At 46.8% G+C, this 21,852-nt stretch carries 35 protein-coding genes; 33 read left to right on the forward strand and 2 right to left on the reverse strand.

Translation table 11 applies throughout. The features are described from left to right. Positions 1-5: 5 nt before the first annotated feature. Entirely contained in the window at positions 6-1,184 is a 1,179-nt protein-coding gene (gene thiI / locus DXA55_RS03110) for a tRNA uracil 4-sulfurtransferase ThiI (RefSeq protein WP_082424694.1), read from the forward strand. A 134-nt stretch (positions 1,185-1,318) separates the two neighbouring features. Here thiI and DXA55_RS03115 read toward each other — a convergent pair whose 3' ends face one another. Beyond that, complete coding sequence (locus DXA55_RS03115) at positions 1,319-1,552, reverse strand: HPr family phosphocarrier protein (RefSeq protein WP_022461844.1); 234 nt, start codon at positions 1,550-1,552, stop codon at positions 1,319-1,321. 162 nt (positions 1,553-1,714) lie between these two features. Between DXA55_RS03115 and mtaB the strand changes: the two genes are divergently transcribed. The 5 genes from mtaB (at position 1,715) to DXA55_RS03140 (ending at position 6,343) form a co-directional block, all read left to right on the forward strand. Beyond that, entirely contained in the window at positions 1,715-3,049 is a 1,335-nt protein-coding gene (gene mtaB / locus DXA55_RS03120) for a tRNA (N(6)-L-threonylcarbamoyladenosine(37)-C(2))-methylthiotransferase MtaB (RefSeq protein ID WP_117813020.1), read from the forward strand. A 262-nt stretch (positions 3,050-3,311) separates the two neighbouring features. Next, positions 3,312-4,223, forward strand: coding sequence for a UDP-N-acetylmuramate dehydrogenase (gene murB, locus DXA55_RS03125; RefSeq protein ID WP_442857655.1), 912 nt, complete (start codon positions 3,312-3,314; stop codon positions 4,221-4,223). A 29-nt stretch (positions 4,224-4,252) separates the two neighbouring features. Further along, positions 4,253-5,134, forward strand: a complete 882-nt coding sequence (gene rapZ / locus DXA55_RS03130; protein WP_022461841.1) for an RNase adapter RapZ — start codon at positions 4,253-4,255, stop codon at positions 5,132-5,134. A 10-nt stretch (positions 5,135-5,144) separates the two neighbouring features. After that, positions 5,145-6,083 carry a DNA-binding protein WhiA gene (whiA, locus tag DXA55_RS03135; RefSeq protein WP_055266975.1) on the forward strand — a complete coding sequence of 313 codons (939 nt, stop codon included), beginning with the start codon at positions 5,145-5,147 and terminating at the stop codon, positions 6,081-6,083. Beyond that, the gene (locus DXA55_RS03140) at positions 6,080-6,343 is read left to right on the forward strand and encodes an HPr family phosphocarrier protein (protein ID WP_022461839.1); all 264 of its coding nucleotides are present in this window, start codon (positions 6,080-6,082) and stop codon (positions 6,341-6,343) included. The genes whiA and DXA55_RS03140 overlap by 4 nt, the downstream gene beginning before the upstream one ends. Positions 6,344-6,441: 98 nt before the next feature. Here the strand turns inward: DXA55_RS03140 and DXA55_RS03145 are convergent, their stop codons facing one another. Beyond that, positions 6,442-7,197, reverse strand: a complete 756-nt coding sequence (locus tag DXA55_RS03145) for a GNAT family N-acetyltransferase (protein ID WP_055220765.1) — start codon at positions 7,195-7,197, stop codon at positions 6,442-6,444. A 187-nt stretch (positions 7,198-7,384) separates the two neighbouring features. Between DXA55_RS03145 and DXA55_RS03150 the strand changes: the two genes are divergently transcribed. The 27 genes from DXA55_RS03150 (at position 7,385) to infA (ending at position 21,748) form a co-directional block, all read left to right on the forward strand. After that, positions 7,385-8,440, forward strand: a complete 1,056-nt coding sequence (locus tag DXA55_RS03150; protein WP_117813022.1) for a hypothetical protein — start codon at positions 7,385-7,387, stop codon at positions 8,438-8,440. A 509-nt stretch (positions 8,441-8,949) separates the two neighbouring features. Next, positions 8,950-9,267 carry a 30S ribosomal protein S10 gene (rpsJ, locus tag DXA55_RS03155; RefSeq protein WP_117510469.1) on the forward strand — a complete coding sequence of 106 codons (318 nt, stop codon included), beginning with the start codon at positions 8,950-8,952 and terminating at the stop codon, positions 9,265-9,267. 194 nt (positions 9,268-9,461) lie between these two features. Continuing rightward, entirely contained in the window at positions 9,462-10,097 is a 636-nt protein-coding gene (gene rplC, locus DXA55_RS03160; RefSeq protein WP_022461666.1) for a 50S ribosomal protein L3, read from the forward strand. A gap of 26 nt (positions 10,098-10,123) precedes the next feature. After that, the gene (gene rplD / locus DXA55_RS03165; protein ID WP_022461665.1) at positions 10,124-10,744 is read left to right on the forward strand and encodes a 50S ribosomal protein L4; all 621 of its coding nucleotides are present in this window, start codon (positions 10,124-10,126) and stop codon (positions 10,742-10,744) included. After that, the gene (gene rplW / locus DXA55_RS03170) at positions 10,744-11,043 is read left to right on the forward strand and encodes a 50S ribosomal protein L23 (protein ID WP_022461664.1); all 300 of its coding nucleotides are present in this window, start codon (positions 10,744-10,746) and stop codon (positions 11,041-11,043) included. The genes rplD and rplW overlap by 1 nt, the downstream gene beginning before the upstream one ends. A 61-nt stretch (positions 11,044-11,104) precedes the next feature. After that, positions 11,105-11,950 carry a 50S ribosomal protein L2 gene (gene rplB, locus DXA55_RS03175; protein WP_055266980.1) on the forward strand — a complete coding sequence of 282 codons (846 nt, stop codon included), beginning with the start codon at positions 11,105-11,107 and terminating at the stop codon, positions 11,948-11,950. Positions 11,951-11,961: 11 nt separating this feature from the next. Then, the gene (rpsS, locus tag DXA55_RS03180; RefSeq protein WP_022461662.1) at positions 11,962-12,243 is read left to right on the forward strand and encodes a 30S ribosomal protein S19; all 282 of its coding nucleotides are present in this window, start codon (positions 11,962-11,964) and stop codon (positions 12,241-12,243) included. Positions 12,244-12,276: 33 nt separating this feature from the next. Beyond that, positions 12,277-12,663 (forward strand): 50S ribosomal protein L22, encoded by a 387-nt coding sequence (gene rplV, locus DXA55_RS03185; RefSeq protein ID WP_022461661.1) that lies wholly within the window; start codon positions 12,277-12,279, stop codon positions 12,661-12,663. A 12-nt stretch (positions 12,664-12,675) separates the two neighbouring features. Next, positions 12,676-13,332, forward strand: a complete 657-nt coding sequence (rpsC, locus tag DXA55_RS03190) for a 30S ribosomal protein S3 (protein WP_022461660.1) — start codon at positions 12,676-12,678, stop codon at positions 13,330-13,332. A gap of 2 nt (positions 13,333-13,334) precedes the next feature. Beyond that, positions 13,335-13,772, forward strand: coding sequence for a 50S ribosomal protein L16 (gene rplP, locus DXA55_RS03195; protein WP_022461659.1), 438 nt, complete (start codon positions 13,335-13,337; stop codon positions 13,770-13,772). Continuing rightward, entirely contained in the window at positions 13,762-13,971 is a 210-nt protein-coding gene (gene rpmC, locus DXA55_RS03200; protein WP_022461658.1) for a 50S ribosomal protein L29, read from the forward strand. The genes rplP and rpmC overlap by 11 nt, the downstream gene beginning before the upstream one ends. 16 nt (positions 13,972-13,987) lie before the next feature. Next, positions 13,988-14,245, forward strand: coding sequence for a 30S ribosomal protein S17 (gene rpsQ, locus DXA55_RS03205; protein ID WP_022461657.1), 258 nt, complete (start codon positions 13,988-13,990; stop codon positions 14,243-14,245). 35 nt (positions 14,246-14,280) lie between these two features. Beyond that, positions 14,281-14,649, forward strand: a complete 369-nt coding sequence (gene rplN, locus DXA55_RS03210; protein WP_022461656.1) for a 50S ribosomal protein L14 — start codon at positions 14,281-14,283, stop codon at positions 14,647-14,649. A gap of 10 nt (positions 14,650-14,659) precedes the next feature. Then, positions 14,660-15,001, forward strand: a complete 342-nt coding sequence (gene rplX, locus DXA55_RS03215; RefSeq protein WP_022461655.1) for a 50S ribosomal protein L24 — start codon at positions 14,660-14,662, stop codon at positions 14,999-15,001. A 20-nt stretch (positions 15,002-15,021) separates the two neighbouring features. Further along, positions 15,022-15,561, forward strand: coding sequence for a 50S ribosomal protein L5 (gene rplE / locus DXA55_RS03220; protein ID WP_022461654.1), 540 nt, complete (start codon positions 15,022-15,024; stop codon positions 15,559-15,561). 16 nt (positions 15,562-15,577) lie between these two features. Further along, positions 15,578-15,763, forward strand: a complete 186-nt coding sequence (locus DXA55_RS03225; protein WP_022461653.1) for a type Z 30S ribosomal protein S14 — start codon at positions 15,578-15,580, stop codon at positions 15,761-15,763. Positions 15,764-15,787: 24 nt separating this feature from the next. Continuing rightward, positions 15,788-16,189: a 30S ribosomal protein S8 gene (gene rpsH, locus DXA55_RS03230; RefSeq protein WP_022461652.1), complete on the forward strand. Its 402-nt coding sequence runs from the start codon at positions 15,788-15,790 to the stop codon at positions 16,187-16,189. An 81-nt stretch (positions 16,190-16,270) separates the two neighbouring features. Further along, positions 16,271-16,810 (forward strand): 50S ribosomal protein L6, encoded by a 540-nt coding sequence (rplF, locus tag DXA55_RS03235; protein ID WP_022461651.1) that lies wholly within the window; start codon positions 16,271-16,273, stop codon positions 16,808-16,810. Positions 16,811-16,827: 17 nt separating this feature from the next. After that, positions 16,828-17,196, forward strand: a complete 369-nt coding sequence (rplR, locus tag DXA55_RS03240; RefSeq protein ID WP_022461650.1) for a 50S ribosomal protein L18 — start codon at positions 16,828-16,830, stop codon at positions 17,194-17,196. A gap of 20 nt (positions 17,197-17,216) precedes the next feature. Continuing rightward, positions 17,217-17,726 (forward strand): 30S ribosomal protein S5, encoded by a 510-nt coding sequence (rpsE, locus tag DXA55_RS03245; RefSeq protein WP_022461649.1) that lies wholly within the window; start codon positions 17,217-17,219, stop codon positions 17,724-17,726. Positions 17,727-17,740: 14 nt separating this feature from the next. Then, positions 17,741-17,923, forward strand: a complete 183-nt coding sequence (gene rpmD, locus DXA55_RS03250) for a 50S ribosomal protein L30 (protein WP_022461648.1) — start codon at positions 17,741-17,743, stop codon at positions 17,921-17,923. Positions 17,924-17,935: 12 nt separating this feature from the next. Beyond that, positions 17,936-18,376, forward strand: coding sequence for a 50S ribosomal protein L15 (rplO, locus tag DXA55_RS03255; RefSeq protein ID WP_022461647.1), 441 nt, complete (start codon positions 17,936-17,938; stop codon positions 18,374-18,376). Beyond that, positions 18,376-19,692 carry a preprotein translocase subunit SecY gene (gene secY, locus DXA55_RS03260; protein ID WP_022461646.1) on the forward strand — a complete coding sequence of 439 codons (1,317 nt, stop codon included), beginning with the start codon at positions 18,376-18,378 and terminating at the stop codon, positions 19,690-19,692. Before rplO ends, secY begins: the two co-directional genes overlap by 1 nt. A gap of 167 nt (positions 19,693-19,859) precedes the next feature. Next, on the forward strand, positions 19,860-20,504 hold the full coding sequence (locus DXA55_RS03265) for an adenylate kinase (RefSeq protein WP_022461645.1): 645 nt from the start codon (positions 19,860-19,862) through the stop codon (positions 20,502-20,504). Between the two features lie 3 nt (positions 20,505-20,507). Further along, positions 20,508-21,278 (forward strand): type I methionyl aminopeptidase, encoded by a 771-nt coding sequence (gene map, locus DXA55_RS03270; RefSeq protein ID WP_022461644.1) that lies wholly within the window; start codon positions 20,508-20,510, stop codon positions 21,276-21,278. Beyond that, a complete protein-coding gene (locus DXA55_RS03275) occupies positions 21,275-21,526 on the forward strand; it encodes a KOW domain-containing RNA-binding protein (protein WP_055220745.1) in 252 nt (83 codons plus the stop codon). The genes map and DXA55_RS03275 overlap by 4 nt, the downstream gene beginning before the upstream one ends. Before the next feature lie 3 nt (positions 21,527-21,529). After that, on the forward strand, positions 21,530-21,748 hold the full coding sequence (gene infA, locus DXA55_RS03280) for a translation initiation factor IF-1 (protein ID WP_022461642.1): 219 nt from the start codon (positions 21,530-21,532) through the stop codon (positions 21,746-21,748). Positions 21,749-21,852: the final 104 nt, after the last annotated feature.

Here is a 21,852-nt window from a genome sequence, read left to right on the forward strand (position 1 = left end):
CGATGATGTACAAAGCATTTCTGGTAAAATATGCCGAGATCGGCATTAAAGGAAAGAACCGTCATCTGTTCGAGAAAGCGCTCTGCGTACAGATGGAGCACGCGCTTGCCCCGGTAGACGGAAATTTCCAGGTCACCCGTGAGATGGGACGAATCTATGTCAACACCGAAGGAGACTTTGATTACGAGGGCGCTGTCGATGCGCTGACAAGAGTTTTCGGTATCGCCGAGATCTGCCCGGTTGTCATTTTAGAGGACACCGGCTTTGAAGATCTGGCAGAGGCAGTGGTTTCCTACGTGAAAGAGCTGTATCCGACCGAGGAGAAAACCTTTAAGGTATGCGCACGCCGTGCGAACAAAAACTATCCGATGCACACAATGGAAGTCAACTGCGAGCTGGGCGGCCGCATCCTCGATGTCTGCCCGAACCTCAAAGTAGACGTTCACGAGCCGGATATCTATCTGAACGTCGAGCTGCGTCAGAAGATTTATCTGTACTGCGAGAGCATCGCAGGCCCTGGCGGTATGCCGGTCGGCACAAACGGACAGGCCATGCTGCTGCTTTCCGGCGGTATCGACAGCCCGGTTGCCGGATACATGATCGCAAAACGCGGTGTTAAGATTGATGCCGTTTACTTCCACGCTCCGCCGTACACCAGCGAGAGAGCCAAACAGAAGGTTGTGGATCTTGCAAAACTCGTTGCACGCTACAGCGGTCCGATCCGTCTGCATGTGGTCAACTTCACCGAGATCCAGCTGGCAATCTACGAAAAATGCCCGCACGACGAGCTGACCATCATCATGCGCCGTTATATGATGAAGATCGCAGAAGCGTTTGCACGTCAGGACAAATGCCTTGGCCTGATCACCGGAGAGAGTATCGGACAGGTGGCAAGCCAGACGATGCATTCCCTCGCCGTTACCAACGAAGTCTGCACCATGCCGGTCTTCCGTCCGCTGATCGGTTTCGACAAACAGGAGATCGTCGATATTTCCGAAAAAATCGGTACGTACGAGACATCCGTTCTGCCGTATGAGGACTGCTGCACGATCTTCGTTGCAAAGCATCCGGTGACAAAACCGAACCTGAATGTCATCAAATGCTCCGAGCGCCATCTGGACGACGTGATCGATGAGATGATGGAACGCGCAGTTTCTACCGCAGAGACGATCGAGGTCTGCTAAGGAAAACTTGCTTTAAAGAACAAAAAAGGCCGGATCTTGTTTTTGGGGTTCTGAAAAACAAGATCCGGTCCTGATGATAAACAAAGACAAAAAAAGAGCCGCGGCGAGTGCGCGGCCCTTATGTTCTATCGTAATTATACAATGTACGGAGCAAGAACATCAAGTACGGTCTGAAGAGCATCTCCATCAGCATGGACGTTCAGGTCGATCGGTTTGGAAAGGTCGAGGCTGAAGATTCCCATGATGGATTTTGCGTCGATTACGTATCTTCCGGATACCAGATCAAAATCAAAATCGAATTTGGAAATGTCGTTGACGAAAGATTTTACTTTGTCGATAGAATTAAGAGAAATCTGTACTGTTTTCATGTTTGTAATCCTCCCTGTTATTTGGTTAACATTATTTATTACCCTCATTTAACAGCTTTATCTTACCGTCTGGAGGGGAAAAAGTCAATGCGAAAACATACAAAGATAAAGTGGAATCTTCGTGATTTTTAATAATAAAGATGAAGAAGAAAGGAGTATGGCATGAAAAAAACGGTAGCTTTGCATAATCTTGGATGTAAAGTGAACGCATATGAGCTGGAAGCCATCCAGCAGCTCCTCGAAAACAGAGGGTACGAGATCGTGCCTTTTGCACCGGGAGCGGATGTTTACATTATCAATACGTGTACCGTGACGAACATTGCGGACCGGAAATCGCGGCAGATGCTGCACAAAGCGAAAAAGATGAATCCCGATGCGGTTGTCGTGGCCTGCGGCTGTTATGTGCAGGCGGCTGGGGAAAAACTCGAAGAGGATACGGCGATTGATCTGATCATCGGAAATAATAAGAAGAAAGATCTTGTGGATATTCTGGAAAACTTTCTGGCAGAACGTGAGGACGGTGGAAAACCATCCGACGCGGAGTGTAAGAGCTTCCTCGTAGATATGACACACAACCGTGAGTACGAGACACTCTCGATCAGCAAAACGGCGGAGCACACCCGCGCATTCCTGAAAGTACAGGATGGATGCAATCAGTTCTGTACTTATTGTATTATCCCGTACGCGCGCGGCAGAGTCAGAAGCCGCCGCCAGAGTGATGTGGTAGAAGAAGTAAAACGTCTGGTGGAGGCCGGATACCAGGAAGTCGTGCTGACCGGTATCCACCTTTCCTCCTACGGACTCGATTTCCCGGAGGGTGAAAAAGAGACGCTGCTCGACCTGATCCGCGCTGTTGATGCAGTGGACGGCATCAGAAGAATCCGTCTCGGATCCCTGGAGCCGGGCATCATCACCGAAGAGTTTGCAGAGGCGATCGTCGCAATGCCGAAGGTGTGCCCGCATTTCCATCTTTCGCTGCAGAGCGGAAGCAATGGAACACTGAAGCGGATGAACCGGAAATATACCGCAGAAGAATACAAACACAAATGCGATCTGCTGCGTAAGGTATATGGAAATCCGGCGCTGACGACCGATGTGATTGTCGGTTTCCCGCAGGAGAGTGAGGAGGAGTTTGAAGAGTCGCGCGCCTTTGTCGAGGACATTCATTTCTTCGAGACTCACATCTTCAAGTATTCGAGAAGAGAAGGCACCCGCGCCGCAGCGATGGCAGGCCAGATTCCGGAGCAGGAGAAGACGAAGCGCAGCCACGTTCTGCTGGAACTGGACAAGAGACGGAGACAGGAATATATGGAAGGCTTCCTCGGAAAAGAGCTGGAAGTGCTCATGGAAGAAGAAGTCGAGATCGACGGCGTCCGTTACTGGACGGGACACACGAGAGAATATCTGCGCGTTGCCGTTCTTTCAGAAGAAAATCTCATGAATCAGATGGTGCTTGTCACCCCGGCGAGAATCCATGGAAAAGACTGTCTGATGTAGGAAATGATACCAATCCGGAAGATCTGATAGAAAAAAAGAGCCGGAACGAAAAAGTTCGTTGCACTTTTTGAGGGTTCGTGGTAGAATACCCCGTGAGCCTGCAAAAAGGCGGGCAGACGAAGAAGAAAAACAGCGGCTGGCAGAACGAACGAAGAAGTGAGGGATGTCGGCTGCTTTCGCGTCTAAAAAAGTATAATCTGTAATTCGTAGTAATTCGTAATGAAATGTTCGGCCGCAGATGCGGCAAAGGGTAAAAATCGTGATCAAAGAAGAGATTGTCAGAGAACTTTATGCAATTGCAGGGGAAGATGCGGTACAGACCGCAGAACCGATGAAAAATCATACGACCTTCCGCGTGGGCGGTCCGGCAGATTATTTCGTCGCTCCTCATACAGAAGAAGAAATCAGAAAAATCGTGGCTCTCTGCGAAGAAAAAGAGATTCCGTGGTTCGTCACCGGAAACGGCAGCAATCTCGTTGTAAGTGACAAGGGCTACCACGGTGTGATTCTTTCGGTTTACAAAAACTTTCAGGGAATCGAAGTGGAAGGAAACAGAATCCGGGCGAAAGCCGGAAGCATGCTCGTATCCATCAGCCAGGCGGCAAGAGAAGCCGGTCTTTCCGGTATGGAGTTTGCCTCCGGAATCCCTGGAACTTTGGGCGGCGGCGTCCGTATGAACGCGGGAGCCTACGGCGGAGAGATGAAGGATATTGTACAGAATGTCACTGTACTCACAAGAGAAGGTGAGATCCGGGAACTGGAAAAAGAAGAGCTCGGCTTCGGCTACCGTGCCAGCGTCATTAAAGACAGAGGCTACGTCGTACTTGGAGCAGAACTTATGCTTGTTCCGGGAGATAAAGAAGAAATTCTTGCCCGCATGCAGGAATTGAAAAACAAGCGGGTAGAGAAACAGCCGCTCGAGTATCCGAGCGCCGGCAGCGCATTCAAGCGGCCGGAAGGCTATTTTGCAGGCAAGCTTGTGATGGATGCCGGGCTTTCCGGCTACGCAGTCGGCGGTGCAAAAGTATCGGAAAAACACTGCGGCTTCCTGATCAATGCAGGCGGTGCAACCGCATCGGATGTGATGGAACTGATCCGTCAGATCCAGGCAAAAGTAAAAGAACAGTTTGGCGTACAGCTTGAGCCGGAAATCCAGTTCCTCGGGGAATTCTGATTTTCGTTATCCACCAAAGGAGAAAAAACATGCGTTTTGTAATTGTGACCGGCATGTCCGGTGCGGGAAAAAGTACAGCGTTGAAAATGCTGGAGGACGCGGAATATTTCTGCGTCGATAACCTTCCGATCCCGCTGGTTGAAAAATTTGCACAGCTTACCGCCGACGGTACTTCCGGAGAAATCCAGAAAGTGGCAGTCGGAATCGATATCCGAAGCGGCCAGGCGCTCCCGGACCTGCAGAATGTTCTGGAGTGGATGAGCATCAACGGAATCTGCTATGAGATCCTGTTTCTGGACGCGTCCGATGACGTGCTGGTCAAACGATACAAAGAGACGAGAAGAACGCACCCGCTGGCAGGCCTTGGACGGGTGGATGAGGGAATTAGAAAAGAGCGCAAAGCACTTGAGTTCCTGAAAAAAGATGCGGACTACATTCTCGATACGAGCCAGCTTCTCACAAGAGAGCTGAAAGCGGAGCTCGATAAGATTTTCGTGCAGGATCAGAAATTCAAAAATCTGATGATTACCGTGCTCTCATTTGGATTCAAATACGGAATCCCGGCGGATTCGGACCTTGTTTTCGATGTGCGGTTCCTGCCGAATCCCTACTACGTAGAAGGCATGCGCCCGCTCTCCGGCAACGATGCTCCGGTACGGGATTATGTGATGGGATTTGAGACAGCGCAGGTGTTTGCGGAAAAATTAGAGGATATGATCCGTTTTCTGATTCCGAATTATATTTCCGAGGGCAAGCATCAGCTCATTATCAGCATCGGCTGCACCGGTGGAAAACACCGTTCCGTAACCCTTGCCAACGAGCTGTACCGGCGTCTTTCCAACGCGAAGGACTATGGAATCCGGATTGAGCACCGGGATCTGGAAAAAGACGCCATCCGAAAAGGAATTTAGAGGTGGAAGGATGTCATTCTCAAGCGAGGTAAAAGAGGAATTATCGAGACATCTTCCGACGGCACGCCACTGCCAGATTGCGGAAACAGCGGCGATCCTGTCACTCTGCGGACAGATTTCCGAGAAGGACGGGACGATACGGATTCAGACAGAGAATGCGTATGTGGCAAGAAAGTACTTTACTTTATTGAAAAAAACATTTAATATAGAGGCAGAGCTTGCAGTTAAGCTGAATCAGAAGGAAAATACGTATCTGATCCGCGTAAATGACAGGGAAGAAACCCGTCAGATTCTGCAGGCAGTGAAGTTACACGAGACAGACCGGCAGTTAACAATGCCGATTCCGGCTGTTGTGGTACAGCGTCAGTGCTGCAAACGGGCATTTCTGCGGGGCGCATTTTTAGCGTCCGGTTCCATCAGCGATCCCAACCGGTTTTACCATCTCGAAATTGTCTGCCCCGATGCGCCGAGAGCAGAACAGGTGCAGGAACTTCTGAAAAACTTTGGAATTGATGCACGGATCGTTCTCCGGAAAAACCACCATGTGGTTTATATGAAAGAAGGCGCACAGATTGTGGAGATGCTTGGCATCATGGAAGCCAACATCGCACTTATGAATCTGGAAAACGTGCGGATCTTAAAAGAAATGCGCGGCAGTGTCAACCGAAAGGTGAACTGTGAAACTGCCAACATCAACAAAACGGTCAGCGCGGCGATCCGCCAGATCGAAGATATCCGGTATATCGAAGAAACCACAGGCTTTTCTTCTCTGCCGGAACCGCTGGAGCAGATGGCAAGGCTCCGCTTACAATACCCGGAAGCATCGCTTCTGGAACTGGGCAAGATGTTAACGCCGGTTGTTGGTAAATCCGGAGTTAATCATAGATTAAGGAAACTAAAAGAGATTGCAGAAGATTTGCGAAGGAAACAAGGAGGAGAAGTATTATGATTAAGAAACCAATCACAATTCGTCTTTCAAGCGGCCTGGAGGCGAGACCAGTTGCCATGCTGGTACAGGTAGCGAGCCAGTACGAAAGTGAAATCTACGTCGAGAGCGGCAGAAAAAAAGTAAATGCGAAGAGCATTATGGGTATGATGACACTTGGTCTGGACAATGGCGAGGAAGTTACCGTGACCGCAAACGGAAAAGACGAGAGCGAAGCCATGGACGGCGTTGAAAAATATTTAAGCAGTCCTTTTGCTGAATAATCTTACTGCACTTATAGCATAAACATAGAGCAAAACGCATGTCAGAAAATTTTGACATGCCGTTTTGCTATGCTTTTTTATGTGAAATCAGACGAAAATCAGACCACGTTCTTTGCGCGGAACCAGTAGGTATAGAGATAGGAAAAACCGAGCGATTCATACAGTGTGATCGCAGGCGTGTTTCCCTCGACAACCTGAAGATACGCTTTCGTTGCACCGAGCCGGATTCCCTCGGAGAGGATTGTGCGGCAGATCGAGGAAGCGTAGTGGCGGTGGCGGTACGCAGGATGCACATGGATGGCATAGACACCGACGTAATCGCGGTCGCGGATGCCAAGGCCGGTGGCAACGATCGTTCCGGTTTCATCCTGGATGGAGGTACAGATGGTTTCTTTTGGAATGGCGCGGTACATCGAAGGAACGACCATGCGGTGCATCACGTTCGTCGTGCTCTTTAAAGCAAAGAGGCTGTCAATCCATTTCGGCGGGATAAAGCTGCTGACGGTCACGGCAACGGCAGGATCCTTTTTGGCAAAGTTCGCCAGATCCATTGTCATGACGTGCGTCGTGTGCTGGACTACATAGCCGCGGTCGGCGAGCATTGCATCAAAGCCGGGATTGACAAGCGGACTGATCTTGAAAATTGCCGGTGTACCCCAGCGACGGTAGATCTCCTCACAGTACTGCACTTTTTCCTCCACCGGAATCGTGGACGGCCCGATCTGCTCGACGCTGTTGGTCCGGTGTGTATAAAAATAAGAAAAACGAAGAATCCATCCGTCGTACAGCTCGATCTGGTGAGACGGCCATGCGTTCAGGGAAAGATCTTCGATGGTTTTGATCAGTGTATTCATATGAAAGTATTCCCCCTTTGGTTATGTATATAGTATAGAAGAAACAGGACAGATCTTCAAGAAAAAATCGAAAAATTCGACACGCGGAACCGGGCGGCCGGGACACGATGCGTAACGTTTTCTTGCATAATCGAAGAAAAGGGGTTATAATAGGGGGCAAAGACTGAGAATACAAGGAGAATTGAATATGTCAAAATTACTGAAGGTAATTGTGAATACGCTGCTTCTGCTTGCAATCCTGTCAGCAGGCGCACTGGTGATTCCGCCGTTTGCCGGCATCACGACACTTGTCTCAGACGGGATGGGAAATACCAACATTTCCCGCGGCGCTGTCACGTACGCAAAGAAGACAGATACGTCATCGGTTGCGACGGGAGACAAAATCCTGGTTGATGACAATTCCGGAAAGTATATCTATACGATACAGTCCCTCGACACCGCTGCCGGAACCGCATCCGTAAAAAATGTGATTAGTGGAGACGCAACGGAAATTACCGTGAGAGCAACCGTGAGCAAAGTGATCGTCACGATTCCGGTGATCGGCTTTCTGTCGATGGCGGCGCAGAGCAGAGAGGGAATCATGATCATCGGACTTGCCATTCTGTTTCTGGTCATTCTGTTCATCCTTTCCGAGGTATGGAAACGTGATGAAGAAGAGAATGAGGAAGAAGAGGATGAGGAGGAAGAAGACGAGGACGATGAGAAAGCGTCCGAAGAGCTTCACAGCAGAAAGAAAGCTGCCCTGGTAGAAAAAAAGAAACGGGAAGAACAGGAAATGACCGAACAGTTGAGAGCAGCCGACCAGAAAACGGCAGAAGAAGAGAAACAGGACGAATTTGAAATTCCGGATCTGGAAGAAGAAGGAACGGAGCAGGTGTCCTTTCATACCGCCGATCTGCAGAACCTTGTAAGAGGAGAAGAAACCGAAGAAATTCCGGAAGCCGTGGAAGAAACGGAAATCGTCGAAGAAGCTGCCGCAGAAGAAACAGCGGAAGAAGTGACAGAAGAAACCGAAGAAACGGAATCTGCAGAGCCGGAAACGGTGGAAGAAATCGAAGAGTTTGAAGAAACCATCGAAGAGCCGGAAGAAGAGCCGGAACCGTCCGAGCCGATCGAACTTGCCATGCCGGTTTACACGGCGGAAGAACTCCTCCAGAAGGCCCACGCAGCCGGAGATGACCCGAAAGTCATTGAAGATCCTGCAACCGGCATCACAATCTTAGATTATTCCGACATTCTGTAACTATTCAGAGCCATGCGAACGAAAAGAAAAGAACGCGAATCATGCTTGCATGAATGAACGTTCTTTTCTTTTTATTCATATGGCAAGAAGCCACATCGAGATACATCGCAGCGGAATCGAGATGGGGCTCTGAATAGTTGGAAAACGTCAAAAAAGAGAGAAATATAGGAAAAGTGCACAACACGGCACCCCTGTATTTCTCTTTTTGCATAAAAACGGATAAATCGAAAAAAATAAAAAAAAACCTTGATTTTTCGCGTGCTTTCTTGTATACTAACAACTGTTGTGACATTGATAGCGTTGAAGCGCGAGGTTGCCGCTGAGAAACAGCGGGTTTTCCGTGGAGCGAATGTCAAGTTAAAGAAACTGGCGACAAGTCACTGTACCCACAATTAAGTCCACCTGTAAGAGTGGAAACGACCGTGTGCAAACATCAGGACACACACGGGTAAGTGTACAGTCACCGCTTGTCGTACTCGTAAAAGTGCGAAAAGGAGGCGACTTTTTTTATGGCAAGTCAAGTAATGAGAATTACACTGAAAGCGTATGATCATCAGTTAGTAGATGCATCTGCACAGAAAATTATCGAAACTGTAAAGAAGAACGGAGCAACGGTGAGCGGACCAGTACCGCTTCCAACGAAGAAAGAGGTAGTAACAATCCTTCGTGCGGTTCACAAGTACAAAGATTCCCGTGAGCAGTTCGAGCAGAGAACCCACAAGAGACTGATTGATATCATCGCACCTACCCAGAAAACAGTGGATGCATTATCAAGACTGGAAATGCCGGCTGGTGTTTACATCGACATCAAGATGAAAAACAAATAAGATCAGCTGCAAAAAAGTCCGGGATCAGCCCCCGGCCATCAATCAAGCAAGCAATAGATGATATAGAAGCAACACTCATTCGAAGGAATCAACATCCCTAAGGGTCATAGTGTTCCACTTATATCAACTGTTCGCTAGAATGAACTTCTTTATAATAGGAAGTTCCGCTGTAGATAAAACAGGAGGTAAAAGGAATGAAGAAAGCAATCTTAGCTACAAAAGTCGGAATGACTCAGATCTTCGACGAAAACGGTGTTTTAGTACCGGTAACTGTATTGCAGGCAGGTCCGTGTGTTGTAACACAGGTGAAAACCGCAGACAACGACGGGTACAGTGCAATTCAGGTAGGCTTCGGCGAGAAGAAAGAAAACCGTGTGAACAAACCGATGAAAGGCCAGTTCGCAAAAGCAGGTGTTTCCTGCAAGAGATATCTGAAAGAGTTCAGATTTGAAGATGCTGAAACCTATACATTAGGACAGGAAATCAAGGCCGATATCTTTGGCGCAGGCGACAAAATCGACGCTACTGCAACAAGCAAAGGTAAAGGATTCCAGGGTGCCATCAAGAGACATGGTCAGTCCAGAGGACCTATGGCTCATGGTTCCAAATATCATCGTCACGCAGGTTCCAATGGTGCTTGCTCCGATCCGAGTAAGGTATTCAAAGGAAAAAGAATGCCAGGACAGATGGGTGGAAAGAAAATCACCGTACAGAACCTGGAAATCGTAAAAGTTGACGTAGAGAACAATTTACTGTTAGTCAAAGGTGCTGTACCAGGACCGAAGAAATCCATGGTTACCATCAAAGAGACAGTAAAATGCGGTAAATAAGTTCGTTGAAAGGAGGAACACACGTAATGGCTAACGTATCTGTATTAAATATGGAAGGCAAAGAAGTTGGCAGCATGGAGCTTAATGATGCAGTGTTCGGTGTAGAAATCAACGAGCATCTGGTACATCAGGCTGTAGTGCTTCAGCTTGCAAATAATCGTCAGGGAACTCAGAAAGCTAAAACCCGTTCCGAAGTAAGCGGTGGCGGAAGAAAACCGTGGAGACAGAAAGGAACAGGTCACGCAAGACAGGGTTCAACAAGAGCTCCTCAGTGGACAGGCGGCGGAGTTGTATTCGCTCCAGTACCAAGAGATTACTCTTTCAAAATGAACAAGAAAGAGAAAAGAGCTGCATTAAAATCTGTTCTGACAAGCAAAGTTCAGGAGAACAAATTCATCGTTCTTGATGAGCTGAAACTTGCAGAAGTTAAAACAAAAGAGATGAAGAAAGTGCTTGACAACCTCAAAGTAAACAACGCACTGGTAATCATCGGAGATGACAGCGAAAACGTAGCACTGTCCGCAAGAAACATTGCTGGCGTTCAGACTGCATCTGTTAATACCATCAACGTATTCGACATGCTGAAATACAACACCATCATCGCAACCAAGAGCAGTGTTGCATCTATCGAGGAGGTGTACGCATAATGGCAGATATCAGATATTACGACGTAATCCTGAAACCAATCGTAACTGAGAAGAGCATGAACGCTATGGGCGAGAAGAAATACACATTTATGGTTCACCCGGAAGCAAACAAATCTCAGATTAAAGAAGCAGTTGAGAAAATGTTCGAAGGAACAAAAGTAAAAAGCGTAAACACCATGAACATGGACGGAAAGAACAAACGTCGTGGAATGGTAGTTGGAAAAACTGCAAAGAGCAAGAAAGCAATCGTTGCTCTGACCGAGGACAGCAAAGACATCGAAATCTTCGAAGGACTTTAATTAGTAGCTGTTCGAAATATGCACACATAAGTGCGATACGAAATGAAAGGAGAACAAAGTAATGGGAATCAAAAGCTTTAACCCATATACACCTTCCAGAAGACACATGACCTCCTCTGATTTCAACGAAATCACGAAGAGCACACCGGAGAAATCTCTGGTAGTGTCCCTGAAGAAAAACGCTGGTCGTAACAACCAGGGTAAAATCACTGTAAGACACCGCGGAGGCGGAAGCAGAAGAAAATACAGAATCATCGACTTCAAGAGAAGAAAAGATGATGTTCCGGCAATCGTTAAATCGATCGAGTACGATCCGAACAGAACAGCAAACATCGCTCTGATCTGCTATGCAGACGGCGAGAAAGCATACATCCTGGCTCCGGAAGGACTGAAAGTTGGCATGAAGGTTATGAGCGGCGCTGCTGCCGAGGTAAGACCTGGAAACTGCCTGCCGCTGTCCGAGATTCCGGTTGGTACCATGGTTCACAACGTAGAGCTTCATGCAGGCAAAGGCGGACAGCTTGTTCGTGCAGCTGGTAATGGCGCTCAGCTGATGGCTAAAGAAGGCAAATACGCAACCCTTCGTCTTCCGTCTGGAGAGATGAGAATGGTTCCGATCAACTGCCGTGCATCCATCGGTGTTGTTGGAAATGGCGAGCACAGCCTGATCAACATTGGTAAAGCAGGACGGAAACGTAACATGGGTATCCGCCCGACTGTACGTGGTTCTGTCATGAACCCGAATGACCATCCACATGGTGGTGGAGAAGGAAAGACCGGTATCGGACGTCCGGGCCCGTCTACTCCTTGGGGAAAACCGGCTCTTGGCCTGAAGACCAGAGCAAAGAACAAGCAGTCTAACAAGTACATCGTAAGAAGACGCGATGGAAAAGCTTTATCGAAATAAGGAGGTAAACGATGTCTCGTTCATTAAAAAAAGGACCATTTGCAGATGAAAGCCTGTTAAAGAAAGTTGACGCTGCAAACGCTTCAGGAGATAAAACAGTCATTAAAACCTGGTCACGTCGTTCTACAATCTTCCCGTCATTCGTTGGACACACAATCGCTGTTCATGACGGAAGAAAACATGTGCCGGTATACGTTACAGAGGATATGGTTGGACACAAACTCGGTGAGTTCGTAGCAACCAGAACCTACAGAGGTCACGGCAAGGACGAGAAGAAATCCGGCGTCCGCTAAGTAGAATGATTTGAGAGAGGAGGTTTTTTAGCAATGGCTAAAGGACATAGAAGTCAGATTAAAAGAGCAAGAAATGCTAACAAAGATACCAGACCGTCTGCAAAGTTATCCTACGCTAGAATGTCTGCGCAGAAAGCTGGATTTGTTTTAGATGCAATCCGCGGTAAAGACGTAACAACCGCACTTGGTATTGTAACTTATAACCCGAGATATGCCTCCAGCGTAGTGAAAAAACTGCTGGAGTCCGCAATCGCAAACGCTGAGAACAACAACGGTCTTTCCAGAGAGAACCTGTATGTAGCTGAGTGCTTCGCTAACAAGGCTCCGACCATGAAGAGAATTCATCCGAGAGCACAGGGCAGAGCTTACAGAATCCTGAAAAGAAACAGCCACATCACGATTGTGTTAGACGAGAAATAAGGAGGACATGTCATGGGACAGAAAGTTAATCCACACGGCCTGAGAGTCGGTGTTATTAAAGACTGGGATTCCAAATGGTATGCCGAGGGTGATTTCGCAGATAACCTCGTTGAGGACTACAACATCCGCACATACCTGAAGAAGAAACTGTACAGCGCAGGTGTTTCCAAGATCGAAATCGAAAGAGCATCTGACAGAGTAAAAGTTATCATCTACACCGCAAAACCGGGCGTTGTTATCGGTAAAGGCGGAGCAGAGATCGAGAAAGTAAAAGCTGAAGTTCAGAAACTGACTGACAAAAAGCTTATCGTAGATATCAAAGAAGTAAAAAGACCGGACCGCGATGCACAGCTCGTTGCTGAGAACATTGCATTACAGCTGGAAAACCGTATTTCCTTCCGTCGTGCTATGAAGTCTACCATGCAGCGTACGATGAGAGCTGGCGCTAAGGGAATCAAAACATCTGTATCCGGACGTCTTGGTGGAGCTGATATGGCTCGTACCGAGTTCTACAGCGAGGGAACTATTCCGCTGCAGACCCTGCGTGCCGATATCGATTATGGATTCGCTGAAGCAGATACCACTTACGGTAAAGTTGGCGTAAAAGCATGGATCTACAATGGCGAAGTACTTCCAACCAGAACTAAAAAGGAAGGGAGCGAGAATTAATTATGTTAATGCCGAAGAGAGTAAAACGTCGTAAACAGTTCCGTGGTTCCATGAAGGGTAAAGCCCTCAGAGGAAACAAAATTAACTACGGTGAATTTGGTCTCGTAGCCCTTGAGCCATGCTGGATCAAATCCAACCAGATCGAGGCAGCCCGTATCGCCATGACACGTTACATCAAACGTGGTGGTAAAGTTTGGATCAAAATTTTCCCGGACAAACCAGTAACCGCACAGCCGGCTGAAACCCGAATGGGTTCCGGAAAAGGTTCTCTGGAGTACTGGGTAGCAGTAGTAAAACCAGGCCGTGTAATGTTCGAAATCGCAGGTGTTCCGGAAGAAACAGCCCGCGAGGCATTACGTCTTGCCATGCATAAGTTACCATGTAAATGCAAAGTTGTTTCTCGTGCAGACTTAGAAGGCGGTGATAACAGTGAAAACTAACGAATTTGTAAAAGATTTAAATACAAAGAGCGCAGCTGAGCTGAATGACGAATTAGTAGCTGCTAAAAAGGAACTCTTCAATTTAAGATTCCAGAATGCAACCAACCAGCTTGACAATACAAGCCGAATCAAAGAGGTTCGCAAAAATATTGCAAGAATCCAGACTGTTATTGCCCAGAAGGCAAACGCAGCTGAGTAATTAGGAGGAAAATATCGTGGAAGAAAGAAATCTTAGAAAAACTCGCGTGGGCAAAGTTGTCAGCGATAAGATGGATAAGACTATCGTGGTTGCCATCGAAGACCATGTAAAACATCCTCTGTACAAGAAAATTGTAAAAAGCACATACAAGCTGAAAGCTCACGATGCAAACAACGAGTGCCATGTAGGTGATACCGTACGTGTTATGGAAACAAGACCTTTATCCAAAGATAAGAGATGGAGACTTGTGGAGATCGTTGAAAAAGCGAAATAAATAAGAGATCAGAATGCTAAAGGAGGAATACCAGCATGATTCAGCAGGAAACTAGACTGAAAGTCGCTGACAACACCGGTGCAAAAGAAATCTTATGCATTCGTGTTATGGGCGGTTCTACAAGAAGATATGCCAACATTGGTGATGTAATCGTTGCTTCGGTTAAAGATGCAACACCAGGCGGCGTTGTTAAAAAAGGTGACGTAGTAAAAGCTGTTGTTGTAAGAAGCGTAAAAGGCGCTCGCCGTAAAGACGGTTCTTACATCAAATTTGATGAGAACGCAGCAGTTATTATCAAAGATGACAAAACTCCAAAAGGAACCCGTATTTTTGGACCAGTAGCCAGAGAGCTTCGTGAGAAACAGTTCATGAAGATTGTTTCCTTAGCTCCGGAAGTATTATAGGAGGACAGCTATGTCAATGAAGATTAAAAAAGGCGATACCGTAAAGGTAATCGCCGGCAAAGATAAAGACAAAACCGGCAAAGTGGTCAGCGTTGACGTAAAGAACAACCGTGTTGTTGTTGAAGGCGTAAACATGATTACAAAGCATGAGAAACCGTCTATGAGCAATCAGCAGGGCGGAATCGTTAACAAAGAAGCTCCTATCGATGCATCCAACGTAATGCTGGTTGTAAAAGGAGTTCCGACCCGCGTTGGAATCAAAGTTGAGATGGTTGAGAAAAACGGCAAAACAAAAGCTGTTAGAACCCGCGTTGCAAAAGCAAAAGAGCTGAACGGCGCAGTAATTGATTAAGGAAGAGAGGAGGCAAAACCGTGAGTAGACTGAAAGATCTTTACAACGAGCAGATCGTTGATGCAATGACCAAAAAATTTGGATACAAAAACGTGATGGAAGTGCCGAAGCTCTCCAAAATCGTAATCAACATGGGTGTTGGTGAAGCTAAGGAGAACGCTAAACTTCTGGACGCTGCAATCAGTGATATGGAAGCTATCACCGGACAGAAAGCAGTTACCACCAAAGCGAAAAATTCCGTAGCAAACTTTAAAATCCGTGAGGGTATGCCGATCGGATGCAAAGTTACCCTTCGTGGCGAGAAAATGTACGAGTTCGCAGACCGCCTGATCAACCTGGCACTGCCTCGTGTACGTGACTTCCGCGGCGTAAATCCGAACGCTTTCGATGGCAGAGGAAACTATGCTCTTGGTATCAAAGAGCAGCTGATTTTCCCAGAGATCGAGTATGATAAAGTTGATAAAGTCAGAGGTATGGACATTATCTTCGTTACCACTGCTAACACAGATGAAGAAGCTCGTGAATTACTGACATTATTCAACATGCCATTCGCAAAGTAATAGGAGGAATTGATTCATGGCTAAAACAGCAATGAAAATCAAACAGCAGCGCAAAGCTAAATTCTCTACAAGAGAATACAATCGTTGCAGAATTTGTGGCCGTCCACACGCATATTTAAGAAAATACGGAATCTGCAGAATCTGCTTCCGTGAATTAGCATACAAAGGCCAGATTCCTGGCGTTAAGAAAGCTAGTTGGTAAAATTTTAGAAGGAGGCAAATTCAAATGAGTATGAGTGATCCGATTGCAGATATGCTTACAAGAATCCGTAACGCTAACACTGCAAAACATGATACAGTAGATGTTCCGGCATCCAAAATGAAAATCGCAATCGCTGATATCCTGGTAAACGAGGGATACATTGCAAAATATGAACTCAGCGATGAGGGTGCATTCCAGAATATGCACATCACCCTGAAATACGGCGCTGACAAAAACGAGAAGATCATCACCGGTCTGAAGAGAATCTCCAAACCGGGTCTGAGAATCTATGTTGGCAAAGATGAGCTGCCGAGAGTACTTGGCGGACTTGGAATCGCTATTCTTTCCACAAACCAGGGTGTTATCACCGATAAAGAAGCTCGTAAGCTGCAGGTCGGCGGCGAGGTTCTGGCATTCGTTTGGTAATCTGAAACGAAACAAAGCAACTGAAAACAGAGAGAGCGTAAGGCTCTCTCCGAAAATCTAAGTTAATAGGAGGAAATTGGTATGTCACGTATTGGAAGACTGCCAGTGGCAATTCCTGCAGGTGTAACAGTAGACATCCAGGAAAACAACCACGTTGTAGTAAAAGGACCAAAAGGAACATTAGAGAGAACTCTCCCGTCTGAAATGACCATCAAACTGGAAGACGGACACGTAGTAGTTACAAGACCGAACGATCTGAAGAAAATGAAAGCTCTTCATGGTCTGACCAGAACTCTGATCCACAACATGGTAATTGGTGTTAGCGAAGGCTATACCAAAACACTGGAAGTAAACGGTGTAGGTTACAGAGCTGCAAAACAGGGCAACAAATTAGTTCTGTCTCTTGGATATTCTCATCCGGTAGAGATGATCGATCCGGAAGGACTCTCCTCCGCTGTAGACGGCAACAAGATCATTGTTTCCGGTATCAGCAAAGAGAAAGTTGGCCAGTATGCCGCTGAAATCAGAGACAAGAGAAGACCTGAGCCATACAAGGGCAAGGGAATCAAGTATGCTGATGAAGTGATCAGACGTAAAGTTGGTAAGACTGGTAAGAAATAATTAAGGAGAGTGTGAACATGATTAGTAAAGTATCAAGAGCGCAGATGCGCCAGAAAAAGCATAGAAGATTACGTAATCATATCGTAGGTACTGCACAGCGTCCGCGTCTGTGTGTATTCCGCAGCAATAACCATATGTATGCTCAGATTATCGACGATACGATTGGAAATACTTTAGTTTCTGCTTCTACTCTTCAGAAAGATGTTAAAGCAGAGCTTGAGAAAACCAACAATGTAGATGCAGCAGCATATCTTGGAACCGTTCTTGGAAAGAAAGCTGTAGAAGCAGGTATTACTGAAGTTGTATTTGACCGTGGCGGATTCATCTACCAGGGAAAAATCCAGGCATTCGCAGACGCAGCTAGAGAAGCTGGGCTGGTATTCTAAGAAAGGAAGGAAAAGAACACATGAAGCATACAATTATTGATGCAAGCCAGTTCGAACTGGAAGAAAAAGTCGTATCAATTAAGCGTGTTACAAAAGTTGTTAAAGGTGGTCGTAACTTCCGTTTCACAGCTTTAGTAGTTGTCGGCGACGGCAATGGACACGTAGGCGCAGGCCTTGGAAAAGCAGCCGAGATTCCGGAAGCTATCCGCAAAGGTAAAGAAGACGCTATGAAGAAACTGGTAAGCGTAGCAATCAATGAGAACGGAAGTATCACTCATGACTACGTAGGTAAATTCGGAAGCGCAGAGGTTCTGTTGAAGAAAGCTCCTGAAGGTACTGGTGTCATCGCTGGTGGCCCAGCCCGTGCCGTAATCGAGTTAGCTGGTATTAAGAACATCCGTACAAAATCCCTTGGATCCAGAAATAAGCAGAACGTAGTTCTGGCTACCATCGCTGGTCTGTCTGAGCTGAAGACTCCAGAAGAAGTAGCAAGACTTCGCGGCAAATCTACAAACGAGATCTTTGCTTAAGGAGGATGTGAAAAATGGCAGATAAATTAAAAGTAACACTGGTGAAATCCCCGATCGGATGTGTTCCGAAACACAGAAGAACCGTGGAAGCACTGGGTCTGAAAAAAGTTAACAAGACGGTAGAACTGCCGGATAACGCAGCAGTTCGCGGCATGGTTAATCAGGTTTCTTACCTGGTTAAAGTAGAAGAAGCATAAGGAGGTACCGTAATGGACTTATCTAATTTACAGCCGGCTGAAGGTTCCAGACAGAACGATAACTTCCGCAGAGGCCGTGGACATGGTTCAGGAAATGGTAAAACAGCAGGTAAAGGCCACAAAGGACAGAAAGCACGTTCCGGAGCACCGAGACCGGGCTTTGAAGGTGGTCAGATGCCTTTATACAGACGTCTTCCGAAGAGAGGTTTCAAAAACAGAAACTCCAAGGAAATCGTTGGAATCAATGTAGATGCTCTGAATCGTTATGAGGATGGAGCTGTTGTAACCGTAGAAACTATGATTGAGACTGGTCTTGTTTCCAATCCGAGAGATGGCGTAAAAATCCTTGGAAACGGTGAAGTCACCAAAAAACTCACTGTAAAAGCAAATGCTTTCAGCGAGAGCGCAAAGGCAAAAATTGAAGCGGCAGGTGGAACAGTCGAGGTGATCTAATGTTTAAGACCTTTATCAATGCATTTAAGGTCAAAGATGTTCGTCGCAAAATATTTTATGTGCTTATGATGCTTGTTGTCATCCGGTTAGGCTCTCAGATGCCTGTACCGGGTGTCAATACAAGCTTTTTTGCGAATTATTTTGCAAATAATACGAATGAGGCATTCAGTTTCCTGAATGCATTCACGGGCGGCGGTTTCGACCGTTTCTCCATCTTTGCTCTGAGTATTACACCGTACATTACTTCTTCCATCATTATTCAGCTGCTCACCATTGCAATTCCACGACTTGAGGAAATGCAGCGTGACGGCGAAGAGGGAAGAAAGAAAATGACTGCGATTACTCGTTATGTGACAGTAGGTCTTGCATTGTTTGAGTCTGTTGCCATGGCAGTAGGCTTTGGACGCCAGGGACTCCTCACCACTTTTAACGCAGTTAATGTGATTGTTGTAGTGGCAGCTCTGACAGCCGGTTCTGCCTTCCTTATGTGGGTGGGAGAACAGATCAACGACAAGGGCGTTGGAAATGGTATTTCTATGGTCCTGTTAATCAACATCCTTTCCAGAATCCCGCAGGATATGGTAACCCTTTACGAAACCTTCGTAAAAGGCAAAACCATCGCGCGTGGTCTGCTGATGTGGATTATCATCGCTGTTGTGATCATCGCTGTTGTTGTGCTGGTACTGATCCTGAATGGCGCTGAGAGAAGAATTCCGGTACAGTATTCCAAGAAAATGGCCGGAAGAAAAATGGTTGGCGGACAGTCATCCAATATTCCGCTGAAGGTAAATACAGCGGGCGTTATCCCGATCATCTTTGCATCATCCATCATGTCTTTCCCATCGATTATCCTGTCGTTTGTCGGAAAGTCGGATATCAAAGGCATCGGCGGAACGCTGATCAAGATGCTGAATTCCAACAACTGGTTTGATAAAACCAATCCAGTTGCTTCGCTGGGCCTGATTCTCTACATTGTCCTTGTTATTTTCTTCGCTTATTTCTATACCTCCATCACCTTCAACCCGATGGAAGTTGCAGATAACATGAAAAAACAGGGCGGCTTTATCCCAGGCATCCGCCCGGGTAAATCCACGGTAGATTATCTGAACAATCTGCTCAGCTATATTATTTTTATCGGTGCAGCAGGTCTTACCATTGTTGCAGTGATTCCATTTTTCTTTAATGGATTTTTCAAAGCGAATGTATCCTTTGGAGGTACTTCTCTGATCATTATTGCCAGCGTAATTCTGGAAACCTTAAAACAGATTGAATCCATGATGCTGGTACGCAATTACAAAGGATTCTTAAACGATTAAGGCATAAGAGGGACTGTCTGGATAAGACAGGCCCTTTCTTTTGTTTAAAGCGCTTTTAAAGAGGCTTTAACAGAGAAAATTTTTGCTATTGTGGTTTACTTTATGGTATAATAGGGTAAATTACACGCAGCGGATTGCTGCAAATTCAAACATGGGAGGAAAAGCGCATGAAAATTATTATGTTGGGGGCACCTGGTGCCGGAAAAGGTACACAGGCAAAACAGATCGCTGCAAAATATGAGATTCCTCATATTTCAACCGGCGATATCTTCCGCGCAAATATCAAAGAGGGAACCGAGCTTGGAAAGAAAGCGAAAGCATTCATGGACAAGGGAGAACTCGTTCCGGACGAGCTGACCTGCGATCTTGTTGTAGACCGTATTTCCAAACCGGACGCAGCAAAGGGCTACGTGCTGGATGGCTTCCCAAGAACGATTCCGCAGGCAGAGGCACTGACCAAAGCCCTGGAAGCACGCGGAGAGAAAATTGACTACGCAATCAATGTAGAAGTACCGGATGAAAATATCGTTCACCGTATGGGCGGACGCCGTGCCTGCATCGGATGCGGAGCAACGTATCATGTAGAATTTAACGCACCAAAGGTAGAAGATGTATGCGATACCTGCGGCGGCGAGCTGGTTCTTCGTGATGACGATAAACCTGAGACCGTACAGAAGAGACTGTCTGTATACCATGCTCAGACACAGCCTCTGATTGACTACTATAAGAAAGCCAATGTTCTGGTGGAAGTTGACGGAACCCAGGATATCAACGTGGTATTTCAGGATATAGTAAAGATTTTAGGAGCGTAAAGGATGTCCATATCAATTAAAACTGCCCGGGAAATTGAAAAAATGCGCCGTGCCGGTGAACTGCTGGAGAAGGTACACGATGAATTAGGCCGCGCCATCCATCCGGGAATGTCAACCTGGGAAATCAACAAGCTCGGAGAAGAGATGATCCGCAGCTTCGGATGCACTCCCAACTTTTTAAACTATAATGGGTATCCGGCTTCGATCTGCGTTTCTGTGAACGAAGAAGTGGTTCACGGAATCCCAAGTAAAAAACGGATTCTGAAAGAGGGCGACATTGTCAGCCTGGATGCGGGACTTATCTATGAAGGATACCATTCCGACGCAGCCCGCACACACGCGGTCGGTGAGATCTCGCCGGAGGCAAGAAAACTGGTGGAAGTAACACGCCAGGCCTTTTTTGAAGGAATCAAATACGCAAAAGCAGGCCATCATCTTCATGAGATTTCGGCGGCGATCGGTGCATACGCAGAGAGCTTCGGCTACGGCGTTGTCCGCGACCTGGTAGGCCACGGCATCGGAACGCACCTGCACGAAGATCCGGCAGTGCCGAACTTCGCACAGCCAAGCCGCGGCGTCCGTCTGCAGCCTGGCATGACGCTCGCCATCGAGCCGATGATCACAGCCGGAGGCTATGCAGTCAGATGGCTGGATGATGACTGGACCGTTGTGACAGAAGACGGCTCTCTTGCCGCACATTATGAGAACACGATTCTGATTACGGAGGGAGAACCGGAAATTCTGACACTTTCGCATACGGAGGAGGATTTATGAAACCGATTGTGAAAGGAATGTTTGCCAGAAGCCTGGCCGGCCACGATAAAGGAAGGCTGTATGTGATTTCGGATGTACAGGAGCCATACGTATTCCTGGTGGACGGAAAAATCCGTACCGCCAACCGGCCGAAAAAGAAGAAGCTGATTCACGTACAGCCGGATTACGAAATGACGGATGCGGTTCGTGATGAAGATATCCGTAAGGCATTAAAAGAAAAAAGTTGCAAAGAGTTGAAGGAGGATTAATCAATGTCTAAGGCAGATGTAATTGAGGTAGAGGGAACTGTCCTCGAGAAATTACCAAACGCAATGTTTAAAGTAGAACTGGAAAATAAACACGTTGTACTGGCTCATATCAGCGGAAAGCTGCGTATGAACTTTATCCGTATTCTTCCGGGAGACAAAGTAACTATCGAGCTGTCCCCATACGATCTGGACAAGGGACGTATTATCTGGAGAGATAAATAAGAAATACGATAAAAAAAGCCATCCGGCATGCCGGATGGCTTTTTCTCTGTATGTGTTTCTCTGTATTCATCCCCAATAACAGTAACCGTTCTACAGAACAAAGA

It is taken from the genome of Blautia sp. OF03-13 (assembly GCF_003460685.1).
Classification (GTDB): Bacteria; Bacillota; Clostridia; order Lachnospirales; family Lachnospiraceae; genus Fusicatenibacter; species Fusicatenibacter saccharivorans.

Coding starts and splice junctions, on each gene's coding strand:
- thiI (WP_082424694.1), top strand. CDS start 6: ATGTACAAAGCATTTCTGGTAAAATATGCCGAGATCGGCATTAAAGGA.
- DXA55_RS03115 (WP_022461844.1), bottom strand. CDS start 1,552: ATGAAAACAGTACAGATTTCTCTTAATTCTATCGACAAAGTAAAATCT.
- mtaB (WP_117813020.1), top strand. CDS start 1,715: ATGAAAAAAACGGTAGCTTTGCATAATCTTGGATGTAAAGTGAACGCA.
- rapZ (WP_022461841.1), top strand. CDS start 4,253: ATGCGTTTTGTAATTGTGACCGGCATGTCCGGTGCGGGAAAAAGTACA.
- whiA (WP_055266975.1), top strand. CDS start 5,145: ATGTCATTCTCAAGCGAGGTAAAAGAGGAATTATCGAGACATCTTCCG.
- DXA55_RS03140 (WP_022461839.1), top strand. CDS start 6,080: ATGATTAAGAAACCAATCACAATTCGTCTTTCAAGCGGCCTGGAGGCG.
- DXA55_RS03145 (WP_055220765.1), bottom strand. CDS start 7,197: ATGAATACACTGATCAAAACCATCGAAGATCTTTCCCTGAACGCATGG.
- DXA55_RS03150 (WP_117813022.1), top strand. CDS start 7,385: ATGTCAAAATTACTGAAGGTAATTGTGAATACGCTGCTTCTGCTTGCA.
- rpsJ (WP_117510469.1), top strand. CDS start 8,950: ATGGCAAGTCAAGTAATGAGAATTACACTGAAAGCGTATGATCATCAG.
- rplC (WP_022461666.1), top strand. CDS start 9,462: ATGAAGAAAGCAATCTTAGCTACAAAAGTCGGAATGACTCAGATCTTC.
- rplD (WP_022461665.1), top strand. CDS start 10,124: ATGGCTAACGTATCTGTATTAAATATGGAAGGCAAAGAAGTTGGCAGC.
- rplW (WP_022461664.1), top strand. CDS start 10,744: ATGGCAGATATCAGATATTACGACGTAATCCTGAAACCAATCGTAACT.
- rplB (WP_055266980.1), top strand. CDS start 11,105: ATGGGAATCAAAAGCTTTAACCCATATACACCTTCCAGAAGACACATG.
- rpsS (WP_022461662.1), top strand. CDS start 11,962: ATGTCTCGTTCATTAAAAAAAGGACCATTTGCAGATGAAAGCCTGTTA.
- rplV (WP_022461661.1), top strand. CDS start 12,277: ATGGCTAAAGGACATAGAAGTCAGATTAAAAGAGCAAGAAATGCTAAC.
- rpsC (WP_022461660.1), top strand. CDS start 12,676: ATGGGACAGAAAGTTAATCCACACGGCCTGAGAGTCGGTGTTATTAAA.
- rplP (WP_022461659.1), top strand. CDS start 13,335: ATGTTAATGCCGAAGAGAGTAAAACGTCGTAAACAGTTCCGTGGTTCC.
- rplN (WP_022461656.1), top strand. CDS start 14,281: ATGATTCAGCAGGAAACTAGACTGAAAGTCGCTGACAACACCGGTGCA.
- rplX (WP_022461655.1), top strand. CDS start 14,660: ATGTCAATGAAGATTAAAAAAGGCGATACCGTAAAGGTAATCGCCGGC.
- DXA55_RS03225 (WP_022461653.1), top strand. CDS start 15,578: ATGGCTAAAACAGCAATGAAAATCAAACAGCAGCGCAAAGCTAAATTC.
- rpsH (WP_022461652.1), top strand. CDS start 15,788: ATGAGTATGAGTGATCCGATTGCAGATATGCTTACAAGAATCCGTAAC.
- rplF (WP_022461651.1), top strand. CDS start 16,271: ATGTCACGTATTGGAAGACTGCCAGTGGCAATTCCTGCAGGTGTAACA.
- rplR (WP_022461650.1), top strand. CDS start 16,828: ATGATTAGTAAAGTATCAAGAGCGCAGATGCGCCAGAAAAAGCATAGA.
- rpsE (WP_022461649.1), top strand. CDS start 17,217: ATGAAGCATACAATTATTGATGCAAGCCAGTTCGAACTGGAAGAAAAA.
- rpmD (WP_022461648.1), top strand. CDS start 17,741: ATGGCAGATAAATTAAAAGTAACACTGGTGAAATCCCCGATCGGATGT.
- rplO (WP_022461647.1), top strand. CDS start 17,936: ATGGACTTATCTAATTTACAGCCGGCTGAAGGTTCCAGACAGAACGAT.
- secY (WP_022461646.1), top strand. CDS start 18,376: ATGTTTAAGACCTTTATCAATGCATTTAAGGTCAAAGATGTTCGTCGC.
- DXA55_RS03265 (WP_022461645.1), top strand. CDS start 19,860: ATGAAAATTATTATGTTGGGGGCACCTGGTGCCGGAAAAGGTACACAG.
- map (WP_022461644.1), top strand. CDS start 20,508: ATGTCCATATCAATTAAAACTGCCCGGGAAATTGAAAAAATGCGCCGT.
- DXA55_RS03275 (WP_055220745.1), top strand. CDS start 21,275: ATGAAACCGATTGTGAAAGGAATGTTTGCCAGAAGCCTGGCCGGCCAC.
- infA (WP_022461642.1), top strand. CDS start 21,530: ATGTCTAAGGCAGATGTAATTGAGGTAGAGGGAACTGTCCTCGAGAAA.